The following is a 12,147-nucleotide window of genomic DNA, read 5'->3' on the forward strand; positions in this document are numbered from 1 at the left end:
GACGCACGCATAAAACTAAAAAGACTATATCCTAAAACTCAACATTGAAAGACTACTAGTGATCGTTGACCAATCAAGTGGTGACCCTAAGGTTAATCAGTCTTCTGCGGATCGGATTATGTGGTATATCTTCCGTGAAAATCAACGGAAATTTCGAGAAAGTCACGATCCCACAGATATTCTCATTTATATTGAGGAAGCGCATAATTTGTTGCCATCTGGATCGGATTTGGATCTTGAAAATGTATGGGTGCGTACAGCTAAAGAAGGTGCGAAGTTTCGTCTTGGCATGGTTTATGTCACTCAAGAGGTTAGCAGCATTCAAAAGAACATTCTCAAAAACACAGCAAACTGGTTTATTGGACACTTGAATAACACCGACGAAACAGCAGAACTTCGTAAGTTTTATGATTTCTCGGACTTTGAGAAATCAATTCTCCGAGCTCAGGATAGGGGATTTCTGCGGGTCAAAACCCTCAGTAACCTTTTTATTGTGCCAGTGCAAATTAAAAAATTCGAGGTATAATTATGCCATACGAAGGCGAGTTCGCAAAGTACAGATCCATTCGGCGACTTGTCGAAAACGAACGCGTAAAAAATTTAGTGGAGCGTGCCAGGATTCAAGATCACTCTTCAGATGAAACTACGCCGCCGATGATAAGAACTTCAGAGATTCCCACGAGTGAGTGGCATCCGAAATGTGTTATTGCAATTGACGGAAGCCACCAAGAAACATTCGTAGAAAATGGCTATCCAGGTGCTGAAGTGGGATATGTTACGACTGCTGCTGTTGTAATGGATATAGCGAAAATTAAGGAACTTGACTCTCACAGACCCGTTAATCCCAAATTATTCCGTGAAACTGAAAAAGTGGGTTCTATTGATTCTGCCTTTCCTGGCTGCAACATTGTTATTGACTCAGATAAATCCGCTAAACACTCGTTAAGTAAAATGTTATTTGAAACCTTTGACGAAATTAAACTTTTTGAAGGTGAATCGCTTCTTGGAACATACGAAGCATTATTGGAACACAAACCTGAAGGTAAAGAACCAGATTGTCCATATTTTGAAGAAGGAGATTGTCAGGCAGATGACAAAAAATACCTACGGAAAAAAGGGACTTATCTTTGCCCATGCCCAAATAAAAATATGCTCTACTCTACTGATGCCTTGCGAGTCCATGAAAGAATGGTCCCTGATAGTGCCAATGGCGAAATGTTTGGTGAGATTATGCAAGTTTTAGAGCGTATCGTAGTTATCCATATCTTGCGAGCGTTTAAACAACAAAACGCTCTTCAGTTACTTAAAGACATAGGAATTGTAATTGATGGACAACTCGCTGTCTTTGGATCTCCAGCTTGGTTACACTCCGCAATCCGTGAAGAACTTTACCGACTCAATAAAGCTGTTAAAGATACTATAGGGCGAGATTTACTGATAATTGGTATAGAAAAATCAGGAACTTTTGTTAATCACTTTGAAAGGATTGACCAAGATAAACATGGTGGCCAAGGTAAATTTCCTCCACAAACTGTTTCTTTGCTAACTGATGAATACATCAAGAAAAACATAATATTCTCAGATAGCACGAAGCCATATGGCTTAGACACACACTTTGGTCGTAAATTGTTTTATAAAACTGCATCAGGTGCTCGCCTTGTCGCATCACTTCCCTTTTTCGACGATTCACATAGTGATATGACTCGTGCTGATCCTAACCAATATCCTCGATTGGTCGACGCACTAAGCCTAATTGATCAGCTAGTGTCCTCTCGTTATCCAAATTCCCTATCGCCGCTTATTTCAGCACACGCTGAAGCAGCAATCCCAATGAATATAGGAGCTCGTGTTTTAGAAGAAATAGCAAAGTTAATTGAAAGAGAGGAAAACCTGTGATACTTGTCGATGGTAAATTCAAGCGTAGTTTTAGCAATGCCAGGGGACGATGGGCTGCTGTTGGTCCTTATTATGCTATGTTTCCGCTTGAATTTGCCTTTGATGTTGTCAACGAATATTCCAAGCCAGGCCAACTCGTTCTTGATCCTTTCGCGGGCCGCGCCTCAAGTGTATATGCTGCAGCAACACAAGACAGAATTGGATTAGGTATTGAAATTAACCCCGTCGGATGGGTGTATGCTCAAGCCAAATTAAACCCCGCTCCTCAGCCAAATGTAGAAAAGCGTCTTAAATCACTTATCAACATGAGCATAGATTCCGTTCAACAGTTAGATGAACTTTCCGATTTTTTCAAGATGTGTTATTCAGAAGAGGTTTTAACTTTCCTACTTACTGCCCGTGATAAGTTGAAGTGGAAGGAAAATCAAGTAGACCGAACTCTCATGGCATTCCTTCTTATTCACTTACATGGAAAATTGGGCGAAGGACTGTCCAATCAAATGCGTCAAACAAAAGCAATGGGACCTAATTACTCGGTTCAATGGTGGAAAAAGCACGGATTTATTAAACCACCGGAAATAAAGCTTGAGGACTTTTTCCTCAAACGCATACGACTACGATATAGCAAAGGCACCCCGGTTGCCACACAACAAAGTACAGTGAAATTAGGAGATAGTACTCAATTACTACCAAACATAGCAAAAATGGTTGATTGTGGCAAACAACAACCTTGCTCGCTACTTTTTACATCACCACCATATCAAGGAATCACAAATTACCATGATGATCAGTGGTTAAGATTATGGCTCCTTGGTGGTGAGCCTAAACCTGGATATGGTGCAAAAAAATATAGAGATAAATTTTCATCAAAAGAATCATACCGTGAACTATTAGAATCCGTATTCAAAAGTGTGTCAAAAATTATGAGTGAAGATAGTACTATTTATGTTCGGACATCTGCTCGCGAATTTACCTTTAAAACCACAATAGATATACTGAGAAAATACTTTCCATCTTCATCTTGGAAGGAAAATATTACCTCAGAACCCTTTGTGCGAAAAACTCAGACACATTTATTTGGTGATTCCACGGAAAAACCTGGCGAAAAAGATATAATTCTCACAACAAAATAATCCCTAATGGAAGACTCTTAGGAATACAACTTATAACGCTCTAAAAATCTATTGGCAATACGCCATTCTCATATTTTGTTAGATCAAGTTACCCAAAAACAGAAAAGGGGTCATTTGATAGCTTTTTATCACAGAACTGCATCGGAAATTTTGAGCAGAAACATCAAATGAGAAAGATCAGGGTCACAAATCCCTCCTACAAACGCTACACCAGAGTAGTGTGGCTGAAAACGGAGTTTTAATTCCCTTACCAACCGCCTGCTGATAATTGACAACCAATACCCAAACCTCCTTAATTCTCAGTTGACATCCATTCGCCTGATATGTTATTATTTCCATACACTCGGAAATTATCCATGCCCCAAAGGATAAAGTCTCCTGACTATGAGAGAGCAACGCACGCTTTTCGATCTGACACAAGATGGTCTGGTCATCGGTGAAAAGATTCAGCACATTTATCCTGAATTTGATGTGTCTGCCTTCGTTTCGGATGTCCGGATGGAGATGGAGGGGCAGACGATCTATAACGTGACGAATGCCATTGGGCGCGTCCTACACCAGTATCTGCCACGGGATTATCCCGATGCGCTTGCTGTCTTGATGGATTTCGTTGAGCTGGAGGCACCACCGGAACCCGCTCGACATCCCACTGCCGAAACTGAGACGAGTCTGAGACCGATTGCCCATTTTATCAGCCTGTACGGGTTAGTGGATTTCGACGCATCTCTGGACGCTTTCTGCGAACTCTCAAAACATCGGTGTACGCGTGGTGGGGAAATTCGGGAATTTATTATCAAGGACGCGGATCGGTGTTTTGAACGTTTCGGTGAATGGGTTACGGACGAAAACGCAAATCTCCGTCTGTTTGTGGCAACATCGCTTTGCATGCGTGGCACTTGGCAGAAATGGCTGCGTCCGTTTATTGAGGACCCACAACCGATCTTGGCACTTCTGGAGACACTCAAAGACGATCCGGATGCACGTGTTCGGGAGCAGGTCGCTACAGATATGCGCGACATCGTTAAGGAGTATCCAGAGGCGGGGTATGCCACGTTGGAGCGGTGGGGTCAGGACGGTAAAGCGGAAACGGAGAAGATTCTCAAGCAGGCACTTAAATATCAGATGAAGATTGGCGACAAACGCGCTTTTAAACTCCTCGGTCTCGGAGCAGTGCCGAAGTTAGGCAAGGCAGACCTTACACTCACCGAACTGCAATCTGAACATTTGGTGCTTCCTATCAACGAAGCGTTTCGTTTTTCGTTCAGCCTGCAAAGCACGTCTGATGCGGATCAGACGATCCTGACGTATTACGTTGTTGCTTATAAACGTCCATCAGGACATATCACGCGTAAACGCTATCGGCTCAGTCAACGGAAGTTGAAGTCGAGACAGCGTGTTGCGTACGAAAAGTCTCTGTTTCCGTTGCCGTCGCTGAAGCAGTACGATGACGGCAAAGCGTGTCTTGGGTGGCACCGTTTTGAATTGGAGGTCAACGGTGATGTGCGTGGCGGTTTTGATTTTGAGGTGACCGCGCCAAAAGATCGGAGAAATGTTTAGGGTTTATTAACCTAATAACGATTTAGCATTGGAAGAAACCCCCTAAATCCCCCTTATCAGGGGGACTTTAAAAAACAGTGCGTAAGTCCTGCTATTATCGGGAAATGGGACACAAAAATGGCTATTAACGGGATCTTTTTTGACTTATACGGGACACTCTTGGTGTACGGAAATATGGATGTCGCATGGTCTGATTGGCTGAACGAATTTCATAAACAACTCAGATTGCACGGATTGACGTGTTCAGTAGAATCATTTGCGAAAACGTGCGATCAGTTTTTCGGTAAAAGCGAACCAACACCGCGACAACACAATATGACGGTGTTTGAACAACGTATCCAAAACCTCTGCTTGGATTTAGATCTGACTCTAACTTCTGAAGATATAACAGAGATCGCAAACAAAATTGCCAGTGCTTGGCAAAAACATATAGTGCTCGATGCTGAGGCATTAGACGTACTGCAAATACTACACCGTTCCAAAAAACTCGCTCTCATTTCCAATTTCGATCATCCACCGCACGTTCATTCTGTTCTCAGTAAACTCGGTCTGACGGATTTTTTTGATTCGGTTGTTATCTCCGGTGAAGTGGGTGTCAAGAAACCGGATCCACGCATATTTGACTCGGCTTTTGCACAGACGGGAATGAAGCCTGAACAGGTCGTTTATATTGGGGACACGGAAGACGATACGGAAGCTGCTCGCGCTGCGGGTATTGTACCGATAGTGATACAAAGGGAAAATGAGGGCAATGCGTTTGATTTCAGCGTCAATAAAGATAGTTCGGAGGGAAAAGAATTCGCACTTGATGTGAGGACAATAACGAAACTATCGGAACTTACAACTTTGTGAGATTGTGGGATCCGCGACGAACGGGCTGCTATATTACGGGAAGGCGAGGATACAATCCTCGCCAGCGGCGGTGAGGGTTTCAGTGCGGTTGCAAACCGCACCTACTGGTCTGGGATCCGAGGATGTGTTTTTCTTGAATTGACACCTATGATATTATCCATATAAGAAGCCTCTTGGCTGATGGCTGACAGCCGACAGCCGAAATGAAAGGAGTCTTTATACATGACAGGTGAAGAGAAATTCAAAGTAGACCTTGAGGGGTATCTCGTTATAAAGAATGTTTTGACCGACGACGAGGTCGCTGAGATGAACGAGATTATTGATAACGGAGATCGTCAAGGACCGCCGAGTCTTTGGGGTGAACCGTTTAAGCGGCTCATTGACCATCCGAAAATTCTGCCCTATCTGATTGAATTACTGGGTTCGCATGTCCGACTCGATCATGATTACTCCCTCTTTATGGAGAAAGGGCAAGGACGCGGTGGATTACACGGCGGTGAGGATGGCGGACGCGCCGGTGGACACGTCGGTGATCACTGGTATAAGTATCGGGACGGACATATACGGAATGGGTTGTCCGTGATGACGTATAATCTGGCGGATGCTCCGGCAGGTGCGGGTGGGTTTGCTTGTATCCCAGCGAGCCATAAGAGTAATTTCGTACCGGAAATTCCGTCAGAGGTTCGGCGATTTGAGCGTCCGGCGCACTATGTCGTCCAGCCGCCCGTCGAGGCGGGAGATGTGCTGTTTTTCACGGAGGCACTCATTCACGGGACGATGCCGTGGACAGCGGAACATGAACGGCGGTCGTTGCTCTATAAATACAGCCCTGGACATTCCGCGTGGTCGAGCAATTACTACGACATTAGCAAATACGAGGGGTTGACGGAACAACAGAAACGGATGTTGATGCCGCCATCTATCGGCAGACGACCGCCAGTTGTTGATTCGGAATGAAGAAATATGGCTGAAAGCCAAGTGAAAGGATTATCTATTATGACAGGCGAAGAGAAATTTCAGGTAGACCTTGAAGGGTATCTCGTTATAAAAAATGTCTTGACTGATGCCGAAATCGCTGAGATGAACGATATTATTGATAATGGTGAACGTCAGGGACCGCCAAGCCTCTGGGGTGAACCTTTTAAGCGATTGATTGATCATCCGAAAATTCTGCCGTATCTTATTGACCTATTGGGTCCGCATGTCCGACTTGACCATGACTATGCCATTTTCATGGAAAAAGGTCAAAGTGGTGGCAGATTGCACGGCGGTGAAGATGGTGGTAGACCTGGTGGTAATGAGGGGGATCACTGGTATAAATACCGAGATGGTATCATGCGGAACGGGTTATGTGTGATGACATATAATCTGGCGGATGCCCCGGAAGGTGCGGGCGGATTCGCCTGTATTCCGGGAAGTCATAAGAGCAACTTCTTAAGGGAAATCCCGTCAGATGTACGGCAATTTGAACGCCCAACGCACTATGTCGTTCAACCGGCTCTGGCAGCAGGGGATGTGCTATTCTTCACTGAGGCACTCATTCATGGAACGATGCCGTGGACAGCAGGTCATCAACGCCGGTCGTTGCTCTATAAATATAGTCCGGGACACTCCGCGTGGGCGGGGAACTACTATGATATTAGCAAATACGACGGATTGACGGAGCAACAGAAACGGATGTTGATGCCACCATCTATCGGTAGACGGCCGCCAGTTGTTGATTCAGAATGAAGAAATTCGGACATTCGGACAGTTATAAACATGCCGCCCTTACAGGGCTTAGGGTTTTGGTTAAAAACGCTGCTATAAACATGCCGTCCCTCTGGGACTAAAGAGGGTTCTTAAGCATTAAAGGTTTATGACTAAAATCCGGCGCAGTTGGAAACAGCACCTACCGGACTGGGACCACGACGGTTATTTGCTCTAAAATTGACACTTATGGGGCAGTTATAAATCGAACCTGCCGTTATTAACCAATTGCTGATGGCTGACAGCCAATTGAAAGGATTATCTATTATGACAGGTGAAGAAAAATTTCAGGTAGACCTTGAAGGGTATCTCGTCATAAAGAACGTCTTGACTGAGGATGAAGTCGCTGAGATGAACGATATCATCGATAACAGCGAACGTCAGGGACCGCCGAGTCTCTGGGGTGAACCTTTTAAGCGACTGATTGATCATCCGAAAATCCTTCCGTATCTCCTTGACCTACTGGGTCCGCACGTGCGTCTCGACCATGATTACGCCATCTTCATGGAGGCAGGTCCCCATATTAATGGCTTGCACGGTGGCGAAGATGGTGGTGGACCCGGCGGTCCCGAAGCGGATCACTGGTATAAATACCGAGATGGTATCATGCGGAACGGATTGTCTGTGATGACTTACAATCTGGCGGATGCGCCGGAAGGCGCGGGTGGATTCTCCTGTATTCCGGGCAGCCATAAGAGCAACTTTTTGCGGGACATCCCGACAGAGGTGCGGCGATTTGAGCGTCCTGCACACTACGTCGTCCAACCTGCTCTGGAGGCGGGGGATGTCGTCTTTTTCACAGAGGCACTCGTTCATGGAACGATGCCGTGGACAGCAAAACATCAACGGCGGTCGCTGCTCTATAAGTATAGCCCTGGACACTCCTCATGGTCGAACACCTACTATGACATTAGTAAATACGGCGAATTGAGCGAACAGCAGAAGCGAATGTTGTTGCCGCCTTCTATTGGCAATCGTCCGCGCGTCGTTGATGGTTAAATAAGGAAAGTGTAAATGGCAAAGGTTCAACTTACTGGAAATCAGAGTGATTTTCTTAAAGTCGTTGTTGCGGCGGCAGGGCGTGGGGAACTTGATACTGTTCGCGAACTACTTGATGATAATCCCGCTTGGATTCATACTGTTGGCTCACACGGTCGGACGATGTTGTGGGAGGCGGCGTATCGCGGGAAATTGGAGATGGTTCAATTCCTGCTTGAACGAGGTGCCGATATAAATCTGCCGGGTTGCTATCACATCCAGCATCGCCTTGAGATAACGCCCTACTGCGTGGCGCGCTACGAAGGGCGCGATAGCGTAGCAGACTATCTACTTGAGCAGGGCGCGACAATTGACATCCATACCGCCGCCTATCTCGGAGACTATGATAAGGTCCACTCACACCTCGATAACGACCCACGTCTCGTTAACAAAGGATATCTTCAGGCAGTGATGCTACCGGCTGGGAAGCCTCACACCTTTGAACACCGCGAAACGGCGTGGGCAACTCCGCTCTGTTATGCCATCAGGGGCGGAGTTCCGGCAATCGTTGAACTGCTTATCTCACGAGGTGCAACCATCGAACCCTATAGTGAACGCTTTCTGGATTATGCCGTCTCAGGGAATCGGATAGAGATTACAACGTTGTTACTCGAAAACGGAGCGGATCCGAACAAAGTCCCACGTATCTTGGACGACGGTTCCGAAATGAGCGTGCTGCTCAAAAGTTACGGTGTCCCACCCAAAGACATAAACGCTCAGAACGATATGGGCTGGCCCCCACTCGTTTACGCCTGCCGCGGCGACAACGGGGAACATCCAAGCGCAGTTTTGAGGCTTTTATATCTCGGTGCGGATATCGATGTTCGGAACTACAAAGGAAAAACGGCGTTGCATTGTGCAGCGAAGGCAGGTTTTCTTAGCGTCATTGATCTGCTTATCGAAAAAGGTGCCACGATTGATGCACCCGATAACAATGGCGAAACAGCGTTGTTTGAGGCAATCCGATCGACGATAAAGGATGGTGAAAAACAGCGTGCTGCTATAGAGGCGTTGCTTGTTAAAGGTGCGAATCCGAACCTTAAGAATGGGAAAGGTTTGACCCCGCTGCAAGTGGCGCAGCGGATGCGACGGGCGGATGCTGGGAAAATTGTTGAATTGTTGCGGAAGTATGAGGCGGTTTAGAGGTGAAACCCAACATTTCATAATGCTGTTGGGTTTCACTCGGTTCTTGGGACATATAACAGGACGTTAAGTTTGGTGTGTGTTTGGGATACACCCCTGATTTTCAACGCCGTTCAACCCAACCTACAAGACTTAAGATGCACTACACCCGCGAGAGACTCATTCAAGGTTTTACCGATCTCGGCATCGAAAAAGGGGATACACTTTTTATTCATTCGTCCTTCAAGAGTTTGGGACCTGTTGAGGGTGGTGCTGGTACGGTAATCTCTGCGCTCGAAGCGATTATCGGACAGAGCGGGCTGATTCTGATGCCGACTTTTAGTCTTTTACCGAGTCGGGAAGAACGCGTTGCGGCGTGGGATGTTGCGACAACTCCGTCTACGGTGGGATGGCTGACGGAGTTTTTTCGGCAGATGCCCGGTACCTATCGCTCTGACCACTATTCTCACGCCGTTGCTGCGCGTGGGAAAGATGCGGAGATGTTTGTGTCCGATCATCTTCGACGCGAAGGCCACCAATCACCGTGGGATCATCACCCGTGGGGCAAGACTTATGGCACGCATTCGCCGATGTTTCGTGCTTACAAGGCGAACGCTAAACTCCTCATGATTGGCGTTGACTATCAGACTTCGACCTATATCCATCTCGTTGAGGTTATCCATTGGAATAAACGCCTTGCTGACGATACGCAGGCACAGTTTGCCGGATTGAACCGTCCAAAACTTGGTGAATTCTGGGAAGGACTGGGTCAGTTGAAGCGAGGTCCGGTGGGGGATTCGGATTGTCGGTTGTTTCACATTAAGACGTATGTAGACACACTTCTGGAAGAGGTTGAGCGCAATTCTGAGCCTTATGTCGGATGAACCCCATTAAGTTTGGCATTTCCCTACTCTTCTTGACTTGTTGCTATCATTTCGATATCAAATCCCTCTTTGCGAATACGCTGGTCAAAATAAAGGAGCGTACAACCGATAACCCAAATCGGGATTGTAAACGTATCAACACCTAAATTAATAAGGTACATCAGCGCATAGGAGAGACGCAACTCCTCAAGATTTGTTGGCAGTTCCCACAGGCTCATCCATCGTACAGTTTCCAAAAAACCGCCCATTCCCTCAAGCCCGGTTAGAACAAGTAGGAACGCAAAAACAGCACGGAGTACAAAACCAATAGCGAGAGGCAGGAGGAAAATCGCGAGTACCGTGCCAACGACGCGCCACCGTCTCCCTCTGATGAGCTCACGGCTGCGTCTTAACCCAGCCCGTATGGACCTTCCCTCTAACGAAACAGTAGAAACGAAGAAACTCCAGTAAGGTAGAAAGAAACCGGCAAGGCAAACTATTGTGGTGACAAAGACGAACTGAATAGTGAAATTCAAGAGAAAAGCATTTATACTGCGTAGATCATCTACAGTGCTTATATAAGACTGTATGAGTAGCATGAACAGAATGTTGGCGAACAATACGCAAAGAAACGCGAGTAATCCGAATAAAAGCGAACCAATGAAGCAGGGTAAAAATCGAGGCATCGCTTGTCTTAGCGCAGCACCGACTCTAATGTTTCTACTCAAATAGGCTTCGGTACTGGCAAACACGAGTCCACTTACTACGACAATAAAAACACCGAAGATAACACTGACAGTAGAAATCCAGATTGCTATTTTCGCGCCTCTTCCAACCGAATCGTCAAGAAAAACGATTGAAATCACAATGAGGATCGCAATGAAGTAACCGGAGGCTATCGCAAGAAACGGTAAGAAATGCGCACGATAGAGGCTGAATATGGCATCCAGTAGATCTCCAAACCCCATTGGACGTAGTTTTTGAGGTTCATTATTGAGTTGTGATGGATCGGTCTGTTCTGACATTTCTATTTTCTCAACAAAGGTTTTTTTATGATCGGTGCTTTAGGTTGTCTTTGACATTTTAAGTATGTAAACTTCCTCTAAAAATTTATCGTAGTTGATTGAACCACTCGCCCCCATTTTTTCAACAATTGGGCTGCCGATGGCACTCGCCAACGCTGCACGTCGATCCTCAGAGAGCTTGGCGCGACGGGTGAGATATTCGCATATTGTACGCGTTTCTGCCTCCGTGACTAACGCCGGTTGGATCCAAGCATCATACATAAGTTCTTGTGATGAAACGCTGTATGAACCGGCTTGAGGAAGCGTCAACTCCGTGCGTACGGTTTTAATAACAAGTGTCCCTGCAGCCAAATCCCCTAATCGTTGCCAATTTTTGTTCAGCAACATAACAAGTAGACCTACGCCGTAAAAGAGGGGGAGAAAATCGGCGATCCGCACCAGATTACGGATTGCAGAATCAGCGAAACTAATCGGGTATCCGCCTTCTTTAATAACGCGCAAACCGAGCACACGCTTTCCGAGCGATTGCCCATTCGTGGTAACCTCAAATACCATGTAGTAGCCCCAGTTGAGTGCGAAGACAATGACACCGCCCAACGCGCTAAGCCACTTGCCGAGAATATCTCCAAGCTCCGAGATAAAACGCTCGTTAACGTAGTATCCCATAACCGCAACCAGTAAGAGCAATAAAAAGTCAATAAGTGCTGCATAGAAACGCGAGCCAATACCTGCTTGTTGGAAGTTGATGTCGATCTGTTCTGGCGTTTCTACGGATAATTGTTCATTCATTTGTGGAAGCGAGTCCCTTTCTGAGCAAAAAGGTTGATTTTTGATGCAAAATGTTGTCTAATTATGTTAGGACTTACGCAAATTGAACAGAGTCTGGATATATTTTCCTGAAAAGACATGATT

The 12,147-nt window shown here is 46.0% G+C and carries 11 protein-coding genes and 1 pseudogene; 10 read left to right on the forward strand and 2 right to left on the reverse strand.

The window, feature by feature from the left end; genetic code table 11:
* The first annotated feature begins 43 nt into the window (after positions 1-43).
* The 10 genes and pseudogenes from OXH39_15210 to OXH39_15255 all read left to right on the forward strand — a co-directional run bounded on the left by OXH39_15210 (position 44) and on the right by OXH39_15255 (position 10,231).
* A pseudogene (locus tag OXH39_15210) lies at positions 44-526 on the forward strand (hypothetical protein).
* A 2-nt stretch (positions 527-528) separates the two neighbouring features.
* Positions 529-1,896: a DNA double-strand break repair nuclease NurA gene (locus tag OXH39_15215; protein MCY3551809.1), complete on the forward strand. Its 1,368-nt coding sequence runs from the start codon at positions 529-531 to the stop codon at positions 1,894-1,896.
* Positions 1,893-3,029 (forward strand): DNA methyltransferase, encoded by a 1,137-nt coding sequence (locus OXH39_15220; GenBank protein MCY3551810.1) that lies wholly within the window; start codon positions 1,893-1,895, stop codon positions 3,027-3,029. Before OXH39_15215 ends, OXH39_15220 begins: the two co-directional genes overlap by 4 nt.
* 384 nt (positions 3,030-3,413) lie before the next feature.
* Positions 3,414-4,586: a hypothetical protein gene (locus OXH39_15225; protein MCY3551811.1), complete on the forward strand. Its 1,173-nt coding sequence runs from the start codon at positions 3,414-3,416 to the stop codon at positions 4,584-4,586.
* A 117-nt stretch (positions 4,587-4,703) separates the two neighbouring features.
* The gene (locus tag OXH39_15230) at positions 4,704-5,438 is read left to right on the forward strand and encodes an HAD family hydrolase (protein MCY3551812.1); all 735 of its coding nucleotides are present in this window, start codon (positions 4,704-4,706) and stop codon (positions 5,436-5,438) included.
* Between the two features lie 222 nt (positions 5,439-5,660).
* Positions 5,661-6,395: a phytanoyl-CoA dioxygenase family protein gene (locus tag OXH39_15235; protein ID MCY3551813.1), complete on the forward strand. Its 735-nt coding sequence runs from the start codon at positions 5,661-5,663 to the stop codon at positions 6,393-6,395.
* Positions 6,396-6,401: 6 nt separating this feature from the next.
* Positions 6,402-7,169, forward strand: a complete 768-nt coding sequence (locus OXH39_15240) for a phytanoyl-CoA dioxygenase family protein (GenBank protein MCY3551814.1) — start codon at positions 6,402-6,404, stop codon at positions 7,167-7,169.
* Positions 7,170-7,454: 285 nt separating this feature from the next.
* The gene (locus OXH39_15245) at positions 7,455-8,186 is read left to right on the forward strand and encodes a phytanoyl-CoA dioxygenase family protein (protein ID MCY3551815.1); all 732 of its coding nucleotides are present in this window, start codon (positions 7,455-7,457) and stop codon (positions 8,184-8,186) included.
* A gap of 15 nt (positions 8,187-8,201) precedes the next feature.
* A complete protein-coding gene (locus OXH39_15250; protein ID MCY3551816.1) occupies positions 8,202-9,368 on the forward strand; it encodes an ankyrin repeat domain-containing protein in 1,167 nt (388 codons plus the stop codon).
* A gap of 83 nt (positions 9,369-9,451) precedes the next feature.
* Positions 9,452-10,231 carry an AAC(3) family N-acetyltransferase gene (locus tag OXH39_15255; GenBank protein ID MCY3551817.1) on the forward strand — a complete coding sequence of 260 codons (780 nt, stop codon included), beginning with the start codon at positions 9,452-9,454 and terminating at the stop codon, positions 10,229-10,231.
* Positions 10,232-10,254: 23 nt separating this feature from the next.
* Here the strand turns inward: OXH39_15255 and OXH39_15260 are convergent, their stop codons facing one another.
* Together OXH39_15260 and OXH39_15265 are read right to left on the reverse strand one after the other, a co-directional pair.
* Complete coding sequence (locus OXH39_15260; protein MCY3551818.1) at positions 10,255-11,235, reverse strand: hypothetical protein; 981 nt, start codon at positions 11,233-11,235, stop codon at positions 10,255-10,257.
* A gap of 39 nt (positions 11,236-11,274) precedes the next feature.
* Positions 11,275-12,024 carry an RDD family protein gene (locus OXH39_15265; GenBank protein ID MCY3551819.1) on the reverse strand — a complete coding sequence of 250 codons (750 nt, stop codon included), beginning with the start codon at positions 12,022-12,024 and terminating at the stop codon, positions 11,275-11,277.
* Between the last annotated feature and the right edge of the window lie 123 nt (positions 12,025-12,147).

Source organism: Candidatus Poribacteria bacterium (assembly GCA_026702755.1).
Lineage (GTDB): Bacteria > Poribacteria > WGA-4E > WGA-4E > WGA-3G > WGA-3G.

What these genes read in the sequence shown, in the direction of transcription:
- OXH39_15215 (MCY3551809.1), top strand. Translation starts at nt 529, where the DNA reads ATGCCATACGAAGGCGAGTTCGCAAAGTACAGATCCATTCGGCGACTT.
- OXH39_15225 (MCY3551811.1), top strand. Translation starts at nt 3,414, where the DNA reads ATGAGAGAGCAACGCACGCTTTTCGATCTGACACAAGATGGTCTGGTC.
- OXH39_15230 (MCY3551812.1), top strand. Translation starts at nt 4,704, where the DNA reads ATGGCTATTAACGGGATCTTTTTTGACTTATACGGGACACTCTTGGTG.
- OXH39_15235 (MCY3551813.1), top strand. Translation starts at nt 5,661, where the DNA reads ATGACAGGTGAAGAGAAATTCAAAGTAGACCTTGAGGGGTATCTCGTT.
- OXH39_15240 (MCY3551814.1), top strand. Translation starts at nt 6,402, where the DNA reads ATGGCTGAAAGCCAAGTGAAAGGATTATCTATTATGACAGGCGAAGAG.
- OXH39_15245 (MCY3551815.1), top strand. Translation starts at nt 7,455, where the DNA reads ATGACAGGTGAAGAAAAATTTCAGGTAGACCTTGAAGGGTATCTCGTC.
- OXH39_15250 (MCY3551816.1), top strand. Translation starts at nt 8,202, where the DNA reads ATGGCAAAGGTTCAACTTACTGGAAATCAGAGTGATTTTCTTAAAGTC.
- OXH39_15260 (MCY3551818.1), bottom strand. Translation starts at nt 11,235, where the DNA reads ATGTCAGAACAGACCGATCCATCACAACTCAATAATGAACCTCAAAAA.
- OXH39_15265 (MCY3551819.1), bottom strand. Translation starts at nt 12,024, where the DNA reads ATGAATGAACAATTATCCGTAGAAACGCCAGAACAGATCGACATCAAC.